This is a genomic window from Streptomyces sp. NPDC006339 (assembly GCF_040612775.1).
In the GTDB taxonomy this organism is placed as follows: Bacteria; Actinomycetota; Actinomycetes; order Streptomycetales; family Streptomycetaceae; genus Streptomyces.
The window spans coordinates 1-19,533 of record NZ_JBEXQW010000081.1; the positions used below are offsets into that span (position 1 = coordinate 1).

The following is a 19,533-nucleotide window of genomic DNA, read 5'->3' on the forward strand; positions in this document are numbered from 1 at the left end:
TTCCGCGCGGGTGCGGGCGGCCGGAGCCGTCTTGACGTGATCCTGATGTCCTCCTCCGGCCCCCATTCCGGGGGCCGGGCCCAACGCCTTCACCGTCGTCCCTCAGGCAGCCTCGGACAGCGCCGTCCGCTCCTCCCGCCGCCGCTCACGCCGCAGTCTGCGGGCCGTGCTGCTCGGCTCCGAGACGACGCCGTTGCGCTGGTACCACACCTGCCGCGTGATCCATACGTCGAGCACGCTCCAGGTCGCCACCACGGTGCTGCCCACCGCCGTCAGCGTCACCGGGAACGCCAGCCAGGACCCGGCGATCGAGCAGAAGAAGGCGACCATCGCCTGAATCAGTGTCACCGAGGCGATCAGCAGGGCCCGGACGGCGGCCGCCCGCACCGGATCGGGCATCCGGCGACGGCCCTTCTCGTCCTCCACCCACAACTGCCGCACCGGCCGGGCCTCGTGTTCCATCGCGCCTGTCACTCCCCACCAACGATGTCTCCAGGGAAGCTGCTGCCCGTCTTGAGCCGCTTTACGCGGACACACCCTCCCCGGTACAGAATGACGTACGAGGGAGGGAAAAGGTTTCGCCGGGTCCCCTTCCCGGCCACCCGCCACCCGGTGCGGAACAAACAGTTCCAGCCATCATGGGGAAGACGGACCCCAGCGCCCCGCGCGGGGCCCCGCAAGGTGTCCTGCGCCACAGTGGCGGAACCCAACTACCCGAATACCGGGACATCTCATGATCAACACTCACTCGACCGGCTGAAAATCGCCCGGACGCGTCTTCGAGATGGCTGTGATGCAGTAGTAGGCTCGCGCCGCCGTTTGTTGAATCTGAAGGTTGACGCCGCGTGTTGACGCCGGGCGTGACGCCATGACGATGTGAAGGACCTCCGTGGCCGCGGAGGCCGAGCTGGGGGAGGCCATGCGCTTTCGCGGGAAGTCCATCCGCAGGAAGATCGTGGCGTTGCTCCTCGTGCCGCTCGTCTCCCTCACCGGCCTGTGGGGTTTCGCGACGGTCCTCACCGGCCGCGAGGCCCGGCAACTCCTCGACGTCGCCTACATCGTCGACAAGGTCGGCTACCCCATCGAGGACACCGTCCGCGTCATCCAGAAGGAACGCCGGCAGTCCCTCGTCTACCTCGCCGACCCCCGCGCCGCCGACGCCCTGACCGAACTCCGCGTGCAACGCGAGGCCACCGACCGCCAGATCGCCCTGATCCGGCGCAACGCCACCGACCCCGGCGTACGCGGCGAGATGAGCCCCGTCACCGCCCAGCGGCTGACCTCCGTCCTCGACGCCCTCGACGGCCTCTCCTCGCTGCGCCGCTCCGTGGAGAACCGCAGCATCGGCCGCATGCAGGCCCTCGACTTCTACAGCCGGCTCGTCGACCCCTGCTACAGCTTCCTCCTGACCCTCCACGCCCTGGAGAACGTCGAGATGGACAAGCAGGGCCGCGCCCTCGTCGGCGTCACCCGCGCCCGCGAACTCCTCTCCCGCGAGGACGCCCTCGTCGTCTCCGCGCTCATCGCCGAACGCGTCACCACCGAGGAAGTCCGCGCCGTCACCGACCTCGTCGCCGGCCGCAAGGTCTTCTACCAGGCCAACCTGGAGATCCTGCCCGGCTCCGAACGCCAGCGCTTCGAGAAGTACTGGACCGGACCCGAGACCGCGCCCCTGCGCAAGGCCGAGGAGTCGATCATCGCCGCCGGCGCCACCGACGACCCCAAGGCCGTCACCGCCGAACGCTGGCAGGAACACACCACCCCCGTCCTCGACGCCCTCGCCCGCGAGAACACCGCGGCCGGCGACCGCTACCAGGACCGCGTCCAGCCCGCCGCGTACAGCGTCCTGCTCAAGGCCGGCGTCGCCGGCGTCCTCGGCTTCGTCGCCCTCCTCGTCTCCGTCGTCGTCTCCGTCCGCATCGGCCGCGACCTCGTCCGCGACCTGCGCCTGCTCCGCAAGGAGGCCCAGGAGGTCTCCGGCGTCCGCCTGCCCAGCGTCATGCGCCGCCTCGCCGCGGGCGAGCACGTCGACGTCGAGACCGAGGTGCCGCACCTGCGCTACGCCGAGGACGAGGTCGGCCAGGTCGGCCAGGCCCTCAACACCCTCCAGCGCGCCGCCGTCGAGGCCGCCGTCAAGCAGGCCGACATGCGCCGCGGCGTCTCCGAGGTCTTCGTCAACCTCGCCCGCCGCAACCAGGTCCTGCTGCACCGCCAGCTCACCCTCCTCGACACGATGGAGCGGCGCACCGAGGACACCGAGGAACTCGCCGACCTCTTCCGCCTCGACCACATGACGACCCGCATGCGCCGCCACGCCGAGGGCCTGGTGATCCTCTCCGGCGCCGCGCCCTCCCGCCAGTGGCGCAAGCCCGTCCAGCTCATGGACGTGGTCCGCGCGGCCGTCGCCGAGGTCGAGGACTACGAGCGCATCGAGGTCCGCCGGCTGCCCCGGCTCGGCGTCGCCGGCCCCGCCGTCGCCGACCTCACCCACCTCATCGCCGAACTCCTCGAGAACGCCACCGTGTTCTCGCCGCCGCACACCGCCGTCCAGGTGCTCGGCGAACGCGTCGCCAACGGCTTCACCCTGGAGATCCACGACCGCGGTCTCGGCATGAACCCCGACACCCTGCTCGAAGCCAACCTGCGCCTCGCCGAGACCCCCGAGTTCGAGCTCTCCGACACCGACCGCCTCGGCCTCTTCGTGGTCAGCCGTCTCGCCCAGCGCCAGAACGTCCGCGTCTCGCTCCAGCCCTCCCCGTACGGAGGCACCACCGCCGTCGTCTTCATCCCGGCCGCGCTGCTCACCGACGCCCCCGAGACCCAGGGCGCCGGCTTCCGGCTCGACCGCAAGAGCCTGGACCGCACGAGCCACGACCGGGGGGACTCCGCCGGCCCCGAGGGCCTCACCGGCGGCCGGCCCGCCCTCACCAAGGTCCTCGACACGGCCCTCGACGGCCCCGTGGAACTCGAAGCCCCGCTGGGCGCCGACGGCCTCGACGAGCTCCTCGGCGGCTCGGCCGACCTCCTCGACACCGAGAGCGAGCGCGGCGGTCTGTTCCGGGCCCGCGAGCACCGCCGCCGCGGCGACCAGCACCAGGGCCAGAGCCCGAAGCGGAGCCGGCACCAGCAGGGCCCGGACCGCTCCGGCGCCCGGGCCGACGACGACACGCCCGCCGGGCCCGTGCCGCTGCCGCGCCGCCGCCCGCCGACGCTCGTCGTCGACCACGGCCGGCGCCTCGACGAGCCGGGCCGCGCGCACCTGGCCGCCCGCCCGGCTGCCGAGAAGGACGGCCGCGACGGCGGGGGCGGCCGGGACGGCGGGGACGGCTCCCGCCCGGCCTCCGCGCACCCGTCGCCCTCGTCGAACGGCGCACGCCCCGCGGACTCCTCGGGCTCGCGCACCGACGACACGATGGAGCTGGCCCGGGTCCGCCCCGGCCCCACGCTCGTCCCCGTACCGCAGGAGGGCCCGGCCCCCTTCGGGGGCCTGCCCCGCCGCGTCCGCCAGGCCAGCCTCGCACCCCAGTTGCGCGCCGCCGACGAGCGCGGCGAGCGCACCGCCACCGGGCGCGACGGCGGCCGGAAGGGCGCCACGACCGGCTCCGGCACCGCCGGCGCACCCGACTCCTTCGAGCGCGACGCCGAGGAGGTGCGCAGCCGCATGGCCTCGATGCAGCGCGGCTGGCAGCGCGGCCGCCGGCAGAACGCCGAAACGACAGCACCAGGAACGACACCCGAGGGGGACGGTCGATGACCGCACCGAACGCCGCAGCAGCCCACAGCTCCGCACACGGCAACGGGGAGCTGAACTGGCTCCTCGACGAACTCGTCCAGCGCGTCGGCTCCATCCGCAAGGCCCTGGTGCTCTCCAGCGACGGCCTGGCCACCGGCGCCTCGCAGGACCTGTCCCGCGAGGACGGCGAGCACCTCGCCGCCGTCGCCTCCGGCTTCCACAGCCTCGCCAAGGGCGTGGGCCGCCACTTCGAGGCGGGCAGGGTCCGCCAGACCGTCGTCGAGCTGGAGGACGCCTTCCTCTTCGTCACCGCCGCCGGTGACGGAAGCTGCCTGGCCGTCCTCGCCGACGCCGACTCGGACGTCGGCCAGGTCGCGTACGAGATGACCCTCATGGTCAAGCGGGTCGGCGCGCACCTCGCCACGGCGCCCAGGACCGGGCTGCCGACCGGGGGATGAGTGAGGGGGAACGGGGATGAGTGACGCAGACCGGGCCGGCGGCCGGACCGGGGCCGCCCACGAGGAGGCGCCCGGCCACTGGTTCGACGACGAGGCGGGCCCGGTGGTCCGCCCGTACGCGATGACCCGCGGCCGCACCAGCGCCGCGACCCGCCACCGGCTCGACCTCATCGCGGTGGTGGTGCCCGAACCGGCCGCCGACGACCCCGGCCGCGACCAGACGCTGTCCCCCGAGCACGTGGAGATCGTCGAACGCTGCTCCGAGCAGCCGCAGTCGATCGCCGAACTCGCCGCGGGACTCGACCTCCCCGTCGGGGTGGTACGGGTCCTCGTCGGTGACCTCGTCGAGGACGAGCTCGTGCACGTGACCCGCCCCGTTCCGCCGGCCGAGCTGCCGGACGTGAGCATCCTTCGCGAGGTGATCAATGGCCTTCGGGCGCTCTAGCTCCAGCCGCCGGCGGCAGCCGCCGGTCGAACCGGTGACGCTGAAGATCCTCGTCGCCGGCGGCTTCGGAGTCGGCAAGACCACGCTGGTGGGCGCGGTCAGCGAGATCCGGCCGCTGCGGACCGAGGAGGTCCTCAGCGAGGCGGGCCGGCCGGTCGACGACCTGCACGGCGTCGAGGCCAAGGCGACCACCACCGTCGCCATGGACTTCGGCCGGATCACCCTGCGCGAGGACCTCGTCCTCTACCTGTTCGGCACGCCCGGCCAGGACCGCTTCTGGTTCCTGTGGGACGAGCTCGCCCAGGGCGCGCTCGGCGCCGTCGTGCTCGCCGACACCCGGCGCCTGGAGGACAGCTTCGCCGCCATCGACTACTTCGAGCGGCGCGGCATCCCCTTCACGGTCGCCGTCAACTGCTTCGAGGGCGCCCGCCGCTACGCGCCCGAGGCCGTCCGGGGCGCGCTCGACCTCGACCCCGAGGTCGAGCTCCTGATGTGCGACGCCCGTGACCGCGAGTCGGTCAAGAACGTCCTCGTCGCCGTCGTGGAACACGCCCTGGTCCTCGCGGACGGCCCCGCCGCCCTGACGACCTGAGCACCGCGCCGCGCGCCCGACCGCCGGCGTCCGGCTCGCCCACCGGGCCACGGCCGGCCGTCGGTCTCGCGCACCGCGCGACCGGCCGCCGGCCGCCGGCGGCAGAGCGTCGACCGCCGGGGGCTCAGCGCACCGCGACCACCGCCGAACCATGGCCGAACAGGCCCTGGTTCGCGGTGATCCCCACCCGCGCCCCCGGCACCTGCCGGTCGCCCGCCGTGCCCCGCAACTGCCAGGTCAGTTCGCAGACCTGGGCGATGGCCTGCGCCGGTACCGCCTCCCCGAAGGACGCCAGCCCTCCGCTCGGGTTGACCGGGACGCGCCCGCCGAGCGCGGTCGCCCCCTCCCGCAGCAGCTTCGCCCCCTCGCCCGCCCCGCACAGGCCGATGTCCTCGTACCACTCCAGCTCCAGGGCCGTGGACAGGTCGTAGACCTCCGCGAGCGACAGGTCCTCCGGCCCGATCCCCGCCTCCTCGTACGCGGCGCGGGCGATCGACGCCCGGAAGGGAAGCGGAGCGGGGGAGACGGCCACGGCCGAGTCGGTCGCGATGTCGGGCAGGTCGAGGACCGTCCTCGGATAGGTCGGGCCGACCGTGGACACCGCCCGGATACGGACCGGGTCCGGGTGCCCGTGCCGCCGGGCGAACGCCGTGCTCGACAGGACCAGCGCCGCGCCCCCGTCGGAGGTCGCGCAGATGTCGAGCAGCCGCAGCGGATCGGCGACCACCGCCGAGGCGGCCACCTCCGCCGCGCTCACCGGCCTGCGGTAACGGGCCAGGGGATTGAGCGCGCCCGCCGCCGCGTTCTTCACCTTCACCAGGGCGAAGTCCTCGGGCGTGTCCCCGTACAGGGCCATCCTGCGCCGGGCGTAGAGCCCGAAGTAGGCGGGGTTGGTCGCCCCGAGCACCCGGAAGCGCAGCCAGTCCGGGTCGTCGGGGCGGTCGCCGCCCGCCGGGGCGAAGAATCCCTTCGGCGCCGCGTCCGCGCCCACCACCAGGACCACGTCCGCGAGCCCGGCCAGGATCTGCGCGCGGGCGGTGGCGATCGCCTGCGCCCCGGAGGCGCAGGCCGCGTAGACGCTGGTCACCCGCGCGCCCTGCCAGCCGAGGGCCTGCGCGAAGGTGGCCCCCGCCACGTAGCCGGGGTAGCCGCCGCGTACGGTGTCGGCGCCGACGATCGACGTGACGTCCTGCCAGTCCAGGCCGGCGTCGGCGAGCGCGGCCCTCGCGGCCGCCGTCCCGTACGTGACGAAGCCGCGCCCCCACTTGCCCCAGGGGTGCATCCCGGCCCCGAGCACGGCGATGTCGTTCACGCTCGCGCCTCCCCGGAGTCCCCGAGGCCGCCGGGATCCCCGGACTCCTCGGAGCCCGCCACCGGCCGCCAGTGCCAGGTGGTCCAGATGTGCTCGGCGTCCTCGTGGAGCACACCGGGCACGAGCTCCACCTCCGCGCCCACCGCCAGATCGGCCGTCCGCACGCCCGGGGCGGCCTGCCCGAGGACCACCATGGCCTCGGCCGCGAGCTCCACGGCGACCAGGGTGTACGGCTCCCAGGGCGCGTCCGGGTCCGAGACGTACGGCGCCGGCGGACGGTAGCGGCCGTCGGTGTACGACCAGACGCGGCCGCGCCGGGAGAGCGGCGTCTCGGTCAGCTCGCCCCCGCCGGGGCAGTACGGATTGCGGCACCGGTCGTCCTCGCGGGGGAAGAAGACCGACGCACAGGCCGAGCAGCGGGTGCCGAGGAGCCGGAACCCCTCCCCGGGCGCCGATCCGTCGGCGTGGTCGGTGAACCAGCCGGTCACCACCGGTCTGCGCGCCCGTGCCATCAGCAGCTCCTCACGACGTCACTACCTGACGGATCGTCAGAAGTGTGGCACGGGCGGCTCGGGCCGGGAAGACGTCAGTGCCCCGCCACCGACCTGCGGGCCACCGGGAAGTCGAAGAAGGCCGACGGGAACGGTTCCGGCTTGAAGGTGAAGTGCCACCACTCCTCGGGCAGGTTGACGAAGCCCTGCTCGGCCAGAGCGGTCCTCAACAGGTCCCGGTTGGCACGCTGGAGTCCCTGGATCCGCGGGTCGTCGGTGTGGGAGAGGGTGTCGAAGCAGTCGAAACCGGTGCCCATGTCGACGGAGTTGTCCGGGAAGCGCTCGTCCTGCGGCCGGAAGCACTCCACCAGCGGCTCACCGGGCACGTACGGCCGGGTCGGCGCGGCGGGCAGCCGCACCACCGTCAGGTCGACCGTCGAACCCCGGCTGTGGCCGGACTTCTCCGCGATGTAACCGTCCGCGAACAGCCGCGACTTGTCGACCAGCGGATAGAACTCGCGCTTCATCCGCTCGTCCTCCAGGTCCTTCGCCCAGCGCACGAAGTGGTCCACCGCCCGCTGCGGCCGGTAGCAGTCGTACACCTTGAGCGTGTAGCCCCGCGCCAGGAGCTTCACCTGCGCGCGGTGCAGCGCCTCGGCGGCCGGCCGGGTCAGGATGCACACCGGCTGGCGGTAGCCGTCGATCCGCTCGCCGACGAAGTTGTGCTCCGTGGTGTAGCGCATCTCCTGGAGGATCGTCGGGTCCACCCGGTCGAGCGCCACGAACTCCCGTGGCGACTTGGGCTCCGGCGCCGCGCCGGCCGGGGGCGCGGTGGCGGTGGCGGTCCCGGCGAGCAGGCCGGCGAGGGCCAGCGCGCCGAGGGCGCGGAGAGCGGAGACACGGGCCGTCAGTCGCTTCAGTCGCTTCACTCGCTTCAGTCCTGTCATGTGCACCATCTATCAGCTACGGCAGCGGCGGAAAAGGCGGATCGCATACGGTCGGCCCGTGACCGACTCCTCACCGCACTCCCACTGCCCGTCCTGCGGCACGCACTATCCGGCGGGGTCCGCCGCCGCCTGGCCCCGCACCTGCGCCGCCTGCGGCACCACCGCCTACCGCAACCCGCTTCCCGTCGCCGTCGCGCTGCTCCCCGTCACCGGCGCCTGCGGCACCGCGCTCGTCGCCATCACCCGCACCATCCCGCCCCAGTCCGGCCGGGCCGCCCTGCCCGGCGGCTTCATCGACTTCGGCGAGGACTGGAAGGAGGCCGTGGTGCGCGAACTGCGCGAGGAGACCGGCATCGAGGCCGCCGCCGGCGACGTACGGCTCGCCGACGCCCTCAGCTCCCCGGCCGGCCACCTCCTCCTCTTCGGCCTCCTCCCGCCCCGCCCCGCACACGCGCTCCCGCCGTCCGCCCCGACCGACGAGACCAGCGGGCACCACCTCCTGTACGGCCCGGAGGACCTGGCCTTCCCGCTCCACACGGAGGCCGTGCGCCGCTTCTTCGCGGGCGACTACTCCTGAGCGAGGCCCCGCACCCGCACCGGCAGCCCCGGCTCCTCCGTCCCCTCGTCCGTCACCCGCTCCACCACGACCCGCCCGTCCACGCGCCGCGACTGGTACCGCTCGATCTCCGCCTGTTCCCACCCGTCGCCGGCGTCCCGGACGACCAGACCACCGCCCGTACGCCCGGCCGGCGGCGCCCACACCTCCAGGGCCGGCTCGTCCGCCTCGCCCCGCACCGGGATCACCGCCCCCGCGCGGGCGAGCACCGGAACGCGGGACAGCGGCGCGTCGAGCAGCACCTGCCCGGGCCCCTCGTACGCCTGCCCGGTCGCCGTGTCGTACCAGGACCCGCGCGGCAGCCGCACCGCCCGCCGGTCCGTGCCCTGGGACAGCACCGGCGCGACAAGGAGAGAGTCCCCGAGCAGGAAGGCGTCCTCGCAGTCTCGCAGCGCCCGGTCCTCCGGCGTCCCCCACCACACCGGCCGCACATAGGGCGCGCCCGTCATCCGCGCCAGCCGCGACAGGGTGACGAAGTACGGGCGCAGCCGCTCCCGTTCCGCAAGCGCCGCCCGCGCGTGCTCCAGGACCTCGGGACCGAACTCCCAGGGCTCGCGCCGGCCCGCGTCGAACGCCGCGTGCGTGCGGAACAGCGGCAGCCACGCTCCGAGCTGGTACCAGCGCAGGAACAGCTCCGGCGACGGGTCCCCGTCGAAACCGCCCACGTCCGGACCCGAGTACGGCACCCCGCACAGCCCGAGCCCCAGGACGAGCGCCAGCGAGGCCCGCAGCCCCGGCCAGCCCGTCGCCACGTCACCCGACCAGGTCCCGCCGTACCGCTGCATCCCCGCCCACCCGGACCGCGAGAACAGGAACGGCCGCTCCTCCGGCCGCAGCGCGCACAGCCCCTCGTACCCGGCCCGCGCCATCGCCAGGCCGTACACGTTGTGCGCCTCGCGGTGGTCGCCGCCGCGGCCCTCCAGGCGGTGCCGGGCGGAGCGCGGCAGCGTCCGGTCGCCGAAGGGGGCGAAGGCGACCGGCTCGTTCATGTCGTGCCAGACCCCGGAGAAGCCCTGCTTCAGCCGCTCCTCGTAGAGCCCGCCCCACCACGTCCGGGCCCGCGGATCGGTGAAGTCGGGATAGACGCACTCACCCGGCCACACCACCCCGCGCACCTCCTCGCCCCGGTCGTCCCGCACGAACGCCCCGGCGGCCCGCCCCGCCTCGTAGACCGCGTTCCCCGGCTCCGCCTTCACCGCCGGATCGACGATCGACACCAGCCGCACCCCGCGCTCGCGCAGCTCGGCCGCGAGCCCGGGCAGATCGGGGAACCGCTCCCGGTCCACGGTGAACACCCGGTGCCCGTCGTAGTGGTCGATGTCCAGGTGCAGCACGGACAGCGGCAGCCCCCGGTCCCGGTAGCCGTCGACCACCCGCCGCACCTCCCGCTCGCTCCCGAAGCCCCAGCGCGCGTGCTGCGGGCCGAGCGCCCAGGACGGCGGCAGGGCGGGCGCGCCGGTCAGCGCCGCCCAGCCGTGCAGCACGCGCGCGGGAGTCCCGACGATCACCCAGCAGCGCAGCGGACCGCCCTCCATCCGGACCTCGCTCGTCCCGGGCCGGTCGTGCCCGGACCCGGCGCCCTCCTCGCCCTCGGAGAGGATCACCCGCCCGTCCCATGAGTTGTCGTGGAAGGCCAGGTGCGTCCCGGCGTCCGCCACCACGAGCTGCACCGGCATGGTGATGTAGAGCGGGTCGTCGCCGGGGGAGAAGGCCGCCGAGGGGTCGGTGTTCCACAGCCGGTACGAGCCGTCCCGCAGCCGCGGCCCCGAGGCCCGGCCGCCGAGCCCGAAGAACCGCGCGTCCGCCGGCACCTCGCTGCGCTGCACCCAGCGCGCCGCCCGGCGCGGCTCCGCTTCGTCCGCCGCCGCCGGACCGCGCGCCGCCCCGCCCCGGGCCTCCGCGTCGCGCACCGGCTCCCACCAGCGCGGCGGCAGGTCCCGGCGCAGCACCACCCCGCCCGGGGTGCGGACCTCCACCGCCCCGTGCCGGGACACCGCGACCGTCACCCGCTCCGACACCACCCGCCAGCCGCCGTCCGTGTCCGGTTCCAGAACGGCCCGCGGATCGGGCTCCGGCGGATCGCCCGCCAGCGCGTACGAGGGCAGCGGCCCCACCCCGTCCCAGCCCCAGAAGACGGTGCCGTTCGCCGACACGGAGACCCGCAGCTCGGAGCGGGCGAAGCGGATGATCCCGCCGCCCGGCGACGGCTCCGCCCCGCTCACCGGCCCCGGCACCCTGGCCCGCTCCGCCCCCCTCGGCGGCAGCGCCCGCGCGTCGGCGCGGTGCCGCCGCCACGCCGCCCGCACCGCCCGCAGTCCCTGCACCGAACCCAGCACCCTCATCGAACGCACCAGCTCACGACCGTCCATGTGGATCACCCTGCCATCCGCGCAGGGGCGTGCGAGGTCCGTTCAACTGCCGTTCACCCGTGGTGGGAGCACATATTCAGCTACTCGACCATGGGCGGGGAACCCTGGTGCGAAAGAGGATCACATGGCATCGTCCCTGTCAGCCGCGTCACGCGCACACCCCCGCACGTGCGCGAGACACACGCCGACCCCGCGTACAGCCAGGGAGCCGACCCATGACATCAGCGCAGACCGAGCCGCTTTGGCAGCCTGACGAGGACCGCGTCGCCGCGGCCGCCGTCACCCGCTTCCAGGCGTGGGCGGCGGAGCGCCACGGAGCCCCCGCCGAGGGCGGCTACCCGGCGCTGCACCGCTGGTCCGTCGAGGAACTCGAAGCCTTCTGGGCGGCCGTCGCCGAGTGGTTCGACCTCCGCTTCTCCACCCCGTACGAGCGCGTCCTGGGCGACCGCTCCATGCCCGGCGCCGACTGGTTCCCCGGCGCCACCCTGAACTACGCCGAGCACGCGCTGCGCGCCGCCGAGGAGCGGCCCCACGCCACGGCCCTGCTGCATGTGGACGAGACACACGAGCCGAGGCCGATCACGTGGGCCGAGCTGCGCCGCCAGGTCGGCTCGCTGGCCGCCGAGCTCCGCCGTCTCGGCGTCGAGCCCGGCGACCGGGTCTCCGGCTACCTGCCCAACATCCCCGAGGCCGTCGTCGCCCTCCTCGCGACCGCCGCCGTCGGCGGTGTCTGGACCTCCTGCGCGCCCGACTTCGGCGCCCGCAGCGTCCTGGACCGCTTCCAGCAGGTGGAGCCCGTCGTCCTGTTCACCGTCGACGGCTACCGCTACGGAGGCAAGGAGCACGACCGCCGCGACACCGTCGCCGAGCTCCGCGCCGAACTGCCCTCGCTGCGCGCCGTCGTGCACATCCCGCTGCTCGGCACGCCCGCGCCCGAGGGCGCCCTGGCCTGGTCCGACCTCACCGCCGCCGACACCGAGCCGGTCTTCGAGCAGGTCCCGTTCTCCCACCCCCTGTGGGTGCTCTACTCCTCCGGCACCACCGGACTGCCCAAGGCGATCGTGCAGTCCCAGGGCGGCATCCTGATCGAGCACGTCAAGCAGTTGGGCCTGCACTGCGACCTCGGCCCCGAGGACGTGTTCTTCTGGTACACCTCCACCGGCTGGATGATGTGGAACTTCCTCGTCTCCGGCCTGCTCACCGGCACCACCGTCGTCCTCTACGACGGCAGCCCCGGCTATCCCGACACCGCCGCCCAGTGGCGCGTCGCCGAGCGCACCGGCGCGACCCTGTACGGCACCTCCGCCGCGTACGTCATGGCCTGTGCCAAGGCCGACGTCCACCCCGGGCGGGACTTCGACCTGTCCCGGGTGGCGTGCGTGGCCACCACCGGTTCCCCGCTGCCGCCGGACGGCTTCCGCTGGCTGCACGACGAGGTCCGCGCCGATCTGTGGATCGCGTCCGTCAGCGGCGGCACCGACGTCTGCTCCTGCTTCGCCGGCGCCGTCCCCACCCTCCCGGTGCACATCGGCGAACTCCAGGCCGCGGGCCTCGGCACCGACCTGCAGTCCTGGGACCCCTCCGGCAAGCCGCTCGTCGGCGAGGTGGGCGAACTCGTCGTCACCAACCCCATGCCGTCCATGCCGATCCGCTTCTGGAACGACCCGGACGGCAGCCGCTACCGCGACAGCTACTTCGAGATGTTCCCCGGCGTGTGGCGCCACGGCGACTGGATCACCATCACCGACCGCGGCTCGGTCGTCATCCACGGCCGCTCGGACTCCACCCTGAACCGTCAGGGCGTCCGGATGGGGAGCGCCGACATCTACGAGGCCGTGGAACGCCTCCCGGAGATCCGCGAGTCCCTCGTCATCGGCCTGGAGGAGCCGGACGGCGGATACTGGATGCCCCTGTTCGTCCACCTCGCCGAGGGCGCCACCCTGGACGAGGAGCTCATCGGCCGCATCAAGGCGACGATCCGCGCCGAGCTCTCGCCGCGGCACGTGCCCGACGAGATCATCGAGGTCCCCGGCGTCCCGCACACCCTCACCGGCAAGCGGATCGAGGTCCCGGTCAAGCGCCTGCTCCAGGGCACCCCGATGGCCAAGGCGGTCAACCCGGGTTCGGTCGACAACCTCGACCTGCTGCGCTTCTACGAGGAGCTGGCCCGCACCCGCCGCTAGCCCCGAAGGACGCTCCCGACCGGCAGCCAGGACGAGGGCCCCGCGCACGCGCGCGGGGCCCTCACGTCTCCGATCTCATCCTCCGTAGGTGGCCTGGGCGTCGCCGAGCACCGCCGCGAAGTCCGCCGCCAGCCGCTCGGCGTCCGCGGGCAGGAGCGCCGCCGTCGTGATCCGTACGCCGGTGGGAGCGGCGATCCGGAAGCGGGCCCCGGCCGCCACCCACCAGCCCTGCGTCCGCAGCCCGTTCACCACGGCCGACTCGTCGCGCACCGGCACCCACACATTGAGCCCCGAGCCCTCCGCCGCGCGGATCCCGTACACGGCGAGCGCACCGCTCAGGGCCCGCCGCCGCTCCGCGTACGCCGCCTCGCCCGCCGCCACGAGCCGGGCCACGGCCGGGTCGGAGAACAGCCCGGCGACCGTCTCCTGCAGGACGTGGCTGACCCAGCCGGACGTCATCAGCATCCGCCCGTCGTGCCGGGCGATCGTCACCGGGTCACCGGCGACCGCGGCCCACCGCAGGTCGACGCCCAGTCGCTTGGAGACGGTACGCACCTGCGCCCACCGCTCCAGGCCCGCGGCGGCCAGCGTGGGGGCGACGGGTCCCTCGATCTCCACGGTGTAGTCGTCCTCGACCACCAGCACCTCGGGGAACGCCCGCAGCAGCGCCGCCAGTTCGTCCCGGCGGGCGGGGGAGAAGGCGGCCCCGGTGGGGTTCTGGGCGCGCGGGGTGCACACCAGCGCGCGCACCCCGGCCCGCAGCGCCGTCCGCAGGGCCTCGGGCACGATGCCCTCCCGGTCCACGGTCACCGGCAGCATCCGCAGCCCGAGCGCCGGCACCAGGTCGAGGAGATGGTGGAAGCCCGGATCCTCGACGGCGACCGCGTCCCCGGGCCGCAGCTCGACCGAGAGCAGCCGGGCGATGCAGTCGAGGGACCCGTGCGCGAAGGTGACCCGCTCCGCCGGAACCCCGTCCCGGGCGAACCAGGCGCGGGTCAGCTCCTCCAGCGCCGTGAGCCGGGGCGCGGCGCGGTGCGAGCCGAACACCGGCCGCACCTCGGCCGGCGGTCTGAGCACGGGCAGGAACGCGGGATCGGGGTGACCGCCGGCCAGGTCCACCAGGCCCTCCGGCACGCGGGGCGGGCGCCGTGAGGCGACCGAGGGCGCCTCGGCCACGACCGTGCCGCCGCGGCCACGGGTCACCACCAGGCCCCGCCGCCGCAGTTCCTTGTAGGCCGTCGCGACCGTGCCGGGGCTGACGCCCAGCTCGTCGGCGAGGCGCCGTACGGGAGGCAGCGCGTCGCCGGGCGCCAGGTCGCCGTCGGCCACGCCGCGTTCGACGGACGCGGCGATCCCCTTGGCCGTCTCCCCTTGGATCGAATATTGTGTTGCCACGTACGAAAGTATGTATCAATACAAAACTCGCGTCAAGGGGGAACCGAGTGAGCCGCCCCGCCTCATGGCACCGCACCGCACTGGACCGCATCCCCGGAGGCCGCGACGGCCGCCGCATGCTCCTCGTCAGCATCATCGACAAGACCGGCACCGGCCTCTGGGCCGGCTGCACCGCCCTCTACTTCACCTACGTCTCCGGTCTCGGCCTCGGCCAGGTCGGCCTCCTCATGACCGTCGCCGGCGGCGTCGGCATCGCCGGCGCCCCGCTCGCCGGCCGCCTCGCCGACCGCTTCCCCCTCGTCCGCGTCATCGTCGCCGCCCAACTCCTGCGCGGCGCCGCCCTCCTCGCCCTCCTCACCACCGACCACTTCCTCCTCCTCACCCTCTACTCCGCCCTCGGCGCCCTTCCCGACCGCGCCGGCAGCGTCCTCATCAAGCTCTACGCCGCCCGCGTCGCGGGCCCCGACCGCGTCCGCTACCAGGCCATCCAGCGCACCACCGTCAACATCGGCTGGTCCATCGGCGGCCTCGGCGCCGCAGCCGCCCTCGCCACCGGAAGCACCCGCGCCTACGGACTCCTCCTCCTCGGCAACGTCCTCACCTACCTGGTCATCGCCCTCCTCACCCTGCGCTGCGCCGAACCCCCCGCCCCCTCACGCGTCGCCGCCACCGCGACCGACACCCCCAGGACCAAGCCCGCCAATCCCTGGCGCGACCGCACCTTCCTCGCCTACACCGCCACCGAAGCCGCCCTCTTCCTCGACGACACGATCCTCCAGGTCGCCGTCCCCCTCTGGATCGTCCACGCCACCGCCGCCCCCGCCGGCCTCGCCCCGCTGCTCCTCGTCCTCAACACCGTCCTGGTCGTCCTCTTCCAGGTCCCCCTCGCCCGCTTCGCCGCCACCAGCCACGCCGCCCGCCGCCTCCTCATCCCCCTCAGCGGCCTCTTCGTCCTCGGCACCCTCGCCCTCGCCGCCTCCGCCGCCGGCGGACGCACCCTCGCGATCACCGCCCTCGCCGTCGCCGTCATCGCCCTCACCTTCGCCGAGATCATCCACGCCACCGCCTCGTGGGAACTCTCCGTCGCCCTCGCCCCCGCCGACGCCCAAGGCGCCTACCTCGGCGTCCACGGCACCGCCCACTCCACCCAGCGCTTCGCCGGACCCCTCCTCGTCACCGGCGTCATGAGCGCGGGCCCCCTGGCCTGGCCCCTGCTCGGCCTCGCCCTCGTCGCCGCCGGCGCCGCCCAGCACCGCCTCATCCGCGACCGCCTCCCCAAGCCGACCAATCCGTCACTGTCAGTGCCGACGGTTACGGTGAGTGAGCACTGATCGACAGAGCTCAGGGGGAGACATGACCCGGCACCACCACACCACCACCACCGCACAGCGCCGCGCCCTCCGCCGCGAAGTGGCCGGCACCCTCGCCCTCCTCGCCGACGAGGAGGACTTCACCGCCATGCGGCAGTACGACACCTTCACCTTCGACGACCACACCCACTACCTCCAGGAGGTCGAGCGCCTCCTCAAGACCCTCGCCGCCCAAGGCGGCCACACCACCGTCGCCCTCTTCGACCCCGAGGAGTACGCCGAATACTGCGCCGACACCGGCCTCGACCCCGACCGCCCCACCAGCCGCAGCCGCTACACCGCCGAACGCGCCGCCACCGGCGCCCGCGTCACCTACACCGGCCAGCCCCTCACCACCCTCGTCCCCACCCTCGTCGACACCGCCGTCCGCCGCGCCACCTGGGAGTACGCCACGATGCTCCTCACCGACGCCGGCACCTGCGCCGACTGCGGCCAGGACATCGGCACCGCCTCCTTCGACCGCGCCTCCCACCTCCTGCTGCGCCTCCTCGACGCGGCCGGACCCGGCACCCACCACCTCGTCTGCAGCGTCCCCGCCGCCGACGAGCAGCTCCTCGCCACCCTCCACCTCACCCGCCCCAGCACCGGACCCGTCCGCCTCGACAGCTCCCAGGGCGCCGAGTTCGTCACCGTCCTCGCCGCCGGCATCGCCCTCGGCACCCCCGGCGGCGTCGTCCTGCGCACCACCACACCCGGCGCCCCCGACCGCCTCCACGGCTGGCGCCTCCACGACGGACGCCTCCACCCCCTCACCGAGGCCGAGGTCTTCGACGCCTACTGCACCGACGCCCGCACCGGCGAACCCATCGCCCCCGAACCCCACGTCGACTACCGCGCCGGCTTCCCCCTCCACCCCGACGACGACCCCCACCCCCACTGACGCCGAAGGGGCTCCCCGCCATCAAGGCGGGAAGCCCCTTCAACACCCACGACCGGGGATCACTCCCCGGACAGCACCGCCTGCGCGGCCATCCGCGCATCGTGCGCCGTGTCCGCCGCACGCGCCGCCGCGGCCGCGCGCTCGCACTGCGCCAGCGTGTACTTCGCCAGCGTCGCCCGCACATACGGGATCGACGCCGCCCCCATCGACAGGGAGGTCACCCCGAGACCCGTCAGCACACACGCGAGGAGCGGATCCGACGCCGCCTCACCACAGACACCACAGCTCTTGCCCTCGGCCTTCGCCGCCTCGGCGGACATCGCCACCAGGTCGAGCAGCGCCGGCTGCCACGGATCCTGCAGCCGCGACACCGCACCCACCTGACGGTCGGCGGCGAACGTGTACTGCGCCAGGTCGTTCGTCCCCAGCGACAGGAACTCGACCTCCTGCAGGATCGAACGCGCCCGCAGCGCGGCGGACGGAATCTCCACCATCGCCCCGAACTTCGCCCGCAGCCCCGCCTCACGGCACGCGTCGGCGAACGCCTTCGCATCCGTGCGGTCGGCCACCATCGGCGCCATGACCTCCAGATACACCGGCAGACCCTCGGCGGCCTTCGCCAGCGCCGTCAACTGCGTCCGCAGCACCTCCGGGTGGTCGAGCAGCGTCCGCAGACCCCGCACACCCAGGGCCGGGTTCGGCTCGTCCGACGGCGTCAGGAAGTCCAGCGGCTTGTCCGCCCCGGCGTCCAGCACCCGCACCACCACACGGCCCTCGGGGAACGCCTCGAGCACCTTGCGGTACGCCTCGACCTGCTTCTCCTCCGACGGCGCCCGCTCACTGTCGTCCAGGAACAGGAACTCCGTACGGAACAGACCCACACCCTCGGCACCGGCCTCCACCGCCGCCGGCACGTCCGCGGGACCACCCACGTTCGCCAGCAGCGGCACCTTGTGCCCGTCCGAGGTCGCCCCGGGACCACTGGACGCGGCGAGCGCGGCCCTGCGCTCCTCGGCGGCCTTCGTCAGCGCCGCCTTCTTCTCCTCGCTCGGGTCCACGAAGATCTCACCGGTGGAACCGTCCACCGCGATGACCGTGCCCTCGGCCAGCTCACCCGCACCCGGCAGCGCGACCACGGCCGGCACACCCAGCGCACGCGCGAGGATCGCGCTGTGACTCGTCGGCCCGCCCTCCTCGGTCACGAAACCGAGCACCAGCGTCGGGTCGAGCAGCGCCGTGTCCGCCGGCGCCAGGTCGCGCGCGATCAGCACATACGGCTCGTCGCTGTCCGGCACACCCGGCATCGGCACACCCAGCAGGCGCGCCACGATCCGGTTCCGCACGTCGTCCAGGTCGGCCACCCGGCCGGCCATGTACTCACCGGCGCCCGCGAGCAGCTCCCGGTAGTGCGAGAACGCGTCGTAGATGCCCCGCTCGGCCGTGCTGCCGACCGCGATCCGGCGGTCGACGTCCGCGATGAGCTCCGGGTCCTGGGCGATCATCGCCTGGGCCTCGAGCACCGCCTGCGCCTCGCCGCCGGCCAGATTGCCCCGAGCGATCAGGTCGGCCGCGACAGCCTCCACGGCCTGACGGGCGCGCCCCTGTTCGCGCTCCGCCTCATCGGCCGGAATCTGCTTGGCCGGCGGCTCGAGAACCGCCGTGCCCATGTGCCGGACCTCGCCGATCGCCACCCCGTGGCTGACACCGACGCCTCGCAGCGTTGTCTCCATCTCACCCGTCTCCGATAGAGCGGCGGCCCTGCCGCCGCGTTGAATGTCGTGCGCGCGCGGATACGCGCGCGCGTGCCCGTGTGTAAGGGACGACCCGGCGGTCAGTTCCAGCCGAAGAGCTGGTCGCCGGACTTCACGTCCTGGTCGTCGACGACATCGGAGAGGGAGTCCGCGGTGGCTTCGAGGGCCACGACCGGACAGATGGGCGACTTGCCGGCGGCCTCGACCTCGGCCGGGTTCCAGCGCACGACGGCCTGTCCGCGCGTCACGGTGTCCCCCTTGTTCACGAGGAGCTCGAAGCCCTCCCCGTTGAGCTGCACGGTGTCGATGCCGAGGTGCGTCAGCACACCGTGGCCCTCGCCGTCGACGACGACGAACGCGTGCGGGTGGAGAGAGACGACGACGCCGTCGACGGGCGAGACGGCCTCGGAGGGCTCACGCACAGGGTCGATGGCGGTGCCGGGACCGACCATCGCACCGGAGAAGACGGGGTCGGGTACTGCGGCGAGACCGATGGCGCGTCCAGCGAGTGGCGACGTCACGGTTGTCATGGGAAGCCTCCCAGGGGCGGAGATGGTGTGGCGCCGTCACTGCCTGTCCTGGACGGCGTACTGTTCAGAAGCCTATGTCATGGGAAGTCCCGGTTCCGCATGAGACGTACCAGGACGTACCAGTTGGGCGGACCTAGGGACTACCGGCAACGATTTGCCTCTAGTGGCGGTGGGATGTACTGTCGTACTCCTGCCTGACCCCAACGCGACGTTGAGTCGTGGGTCGGCAGCACCTATCAAGCCAGATCCTAACCCCAGTGGTCTACACCTCTGCATGCCTGCGGAGGGGTGGTCGGGGGGAGTGAAAAAGCCTGGTAGTGTTTGACCCCGCCGAAGGGCCCGAAACGACGAAAGTCGAAATTGGACCCGGAAAGCACCGAGGAAATCGGATCGGAAAGATCTGATAGAGTCGGAAACGAAGGAAGCGCCCGGAGGAAAGCCCGCGAGGGTGAGTACAAAGG

The 19,533-nt window shown here is 73.6% G+C and carries 16 protein-coding genes; 8 read left to right on the forward strand and 8 right to left on the reverse strand.

The features are described from left to right. Positions 1-102: 102 nt before the first annotated feature. On the reverse strand, positions 103-462 hold the full coding sequence (locus ABZ135_RS36960) for a hypothetical protein (RefSeq protein WP_356702471.1): 360 nt from the start codon (positions 460-462) through the stop codon (positions 103-105). Positions 463-919: 457 nt separating this feature from the next. On the opposite strand from ABZ135_RS36960, the gene ABZ135_RS36965 reads away from it, so the two are divergent. Genes ABZ135_RS36965 through ABZ135_RS36980 form a run of 4 tightly spaced genes read left to right on the forward strand, consistent with a single transcriptional unit; the run spans position 920 to position 5,228 of the window. Continuing rightward, a complete protein-coding gene (locus ABZ135_RS36965; RefSeq protein WP_356702497.1) occupies positions 920-3,754 on the forward strand; it encodes a nitrate- and nitrite sensing domain-containing protein in 2,835 nt (944 codons plus the stop codon). Next, the gene (locus tag ABZ135_RS36970; protein WP_356702473.1) at positions 3,751-4,191 is read left to right on the forward strand and encodes a roadblock/LC7 domain-containing protein; all 441 of its coding nucleotides are present in this window, start codon (positions 3,751-3,753) and stop codon (positions 4,189-4,191) included. Before ABZ135_RS36965 ends, ABZ135_RS36970 begins: the two co-directional genes overlap by 4 nt. Positions 4,192-4,207: 16 nt before the next feature. Beyond that, positions 4,208-4,636: a DUF742 domain-containing protein gene (locus ABZ135_RS36975; RefSeq protein ID WP_356702475.1), complete on the forward strand. Its 429-nt coding sequence runs from the start codon at positions 4,208-4,210 to the stop codon at positions 4,634-4,636. Next, the gene (locus ABZ135_RS36980; RefSeq protein WP_356702477.1) at positions 4,617-5,228 is read left to right on the forward strand and encodes an ATP/GTP-binding protein; all 612 of its coding nucleotides are present in this window, start codon (positions 4,617-4,619) and stop codon (positions 5,226-5,228) included. The genes ABZ135_RS36975 and ABZ135_RS36980 overlap by 20 nt, the downstream gene beginning before the upstream one ends. A 124-nt stretch (positions 5,229-5,352) precedes the next feature. Here the strand turns inward: ABZ135_RS36980 and ABZ135_RS36985 are convergent, their stop codons facing one another. The 3 genes from ABZ135_RS36985 to ABZ135_RS36995 all read right to left on the reverse strand — a co-directional run bounded on the left by ABZ135_RS36985 (position 5,353) and on the right by ABZ135_RS36995 (position 7,942). Further along, entirely contained in the window at positions 5,353-6,510 is a 1,158-nt protein-coding gene (locus ABZ135_RS36985; RefSeq protein ID WP_356702499.1) for a lipid-transfer protein, read from the reverse strand. A gap of 26 nt (positions 6,511-6,536) precedes the next feature. Continuing rightward, complete coding sequence (locus ABZ135_RS36990; protein WP_356702479.1) at positions 6,537-7,052, reverse strand: zinc ribbon domain-containing protein; 516 nt, start codon at positions 7,050-7,052, stop codon at positions 6,537-6,539. Positions 7,053-7,126: 74 nt separating this feature from the next. Beyond that, positions 7,127-7,942, reverse strand: a complete 816-nt coding sequence (locus ABZ135_RS36995) for a M15 family metallopeptidase (protein WP_356702501.1) — start codon at positions 7,940-7,942, stop codon at positions 7,127-7,129. A 34-nt stretch (positions 7,943-7,976) separates the two neighbouring features. On the opposite strand from ABZ135_RS36995, the gene ABZ135_RS37000 reads away from it, so the two are divergent. After that, a complete protein-coding gene (locus ABZ135_RS37000) occupies positions 7,977-8,555 on the forward strand; it encodes an NUDIX domain-containing protein (protein WP_356702481.1) in 579 nt (192 codons plus the stop codon). Here ABZ135_RS37000 and ABZ135_RS37005 read toward each other — a convergent pair. Next, positions 8,546-10,963 (reverse strand): glycoside hydrolase family 31 protein, encoded by a 2,418-nt coding sequence (locus tag ABZ135_RS37005; protein WP_356702484.1) that lies wholly within the window; start codon positions 10,961-10,963, stop codon positions 8,546-8,548. The two genes, ABZ135_RS37000 and ABZ135_RS37005, sit on opposite strands and share 10 nt — an antisense overlap. A 215-nt stretch (positions 10,964-11,178) precedes the next feature. On the opposite strand from ABZ135_RS37005, the gene ABZ135_RS37010 reads away from it, so the two are divergent. Continuing rightward, positions 11,179-13,146 carry an acetoacetate--CoA ligase gene (locus tag ABZ135_RS37010; protein WP_356702486.1) on the forward strand — a complete coding sequence of 656 codons (1,968 nt, stop codon included), beginning with the start codon at positions 11,179-11,181 and terminating at the stop codon, positions 13,144-13,146. A 75-nt stretch (positions 13,147-13,221) separates the two neighbouring features. Here the strand turns inward: ABZ135_RS37010 and ABZ135_RS37015 are convergent, their stop codons facing one another. Next, a complete protein-coding gene (locus ABZ135_RS37015; RefSeq protein ID WP_356702488.1) occupies positions 13,222-14,541 on the reverse strand; it encodes an aminotransferase class I/II-fold pyridoxal phosphate-dependent enzyme in 1,320 nt (439 codons plus the stop codon). 47 nt (positions 14,542-14,588) lie between these two features. Between ABZ135_RS37015 and ABZ135_RS37020 the strand changes: the two genes are divergently transcribed. Both ABZ135_RS37020 and ABZ135_RS37025 read left to right on the forward strand, forming a co-directional pair. Then, complete coding sequence (locus ABZ135_RS37020) at positions 14,589-15,872, forward strand: MFS transporter (protein ID WP_356702490.1); 1,284 nt, start codon at positions 14,589-14,591, stop codon at positions 15,870-15,872. A 22-nt stretch (positions 15,873-15,894) separates the two neighbouring features. Continuing rightward, the gene (locus ABZ135_RS37025) at positions 15,895-16,791 is read left to right on the forward strand and encodes a hypothetical protein (RefSeq protein WP_356702491.1); all 897 of its coding nucleotides are present in this window, start codon (positions 15,895-15,897) and stop codon (positions 16,789-16,791) included. 59 nt (positions 16,792-16,850) lie between these two features. Here ABZ135_RS37025 and ptsP read toward each other — a convergent pair whose 3' ends face one another. Both ptsP and ABZ135_RS37035 read right to left on the reverse strand, forming a co-directional pair. Then, positions 16,851-18,521 carry a phosphoenolpyruvate--protein phosphotransferase gene (gene ptsP / locus ABZ135_RS37030; RefSeq protein WP_356702493.1) on the reverse strand — a complete coding sequence of 557 codons (1,671 nt, stop codon included), beginning with the start codon at positions 18,519-18,521 and terminating at the stop codon, positions 16,851-16,853. 101 nt (positions 18,522-18,622) lie between these two features. Further along, entirely contained in the window at positions 18,623-19,072 is a 450-nt protein-coding gene (locus tag ABZ135_RS37035; RefSeq protein ID WP_356702495.1) for a PTS glucose transporter subunit IIA, read from the reverse strand. Positions 19,073-19,533 lie beyond the last annotated feature (461 nt).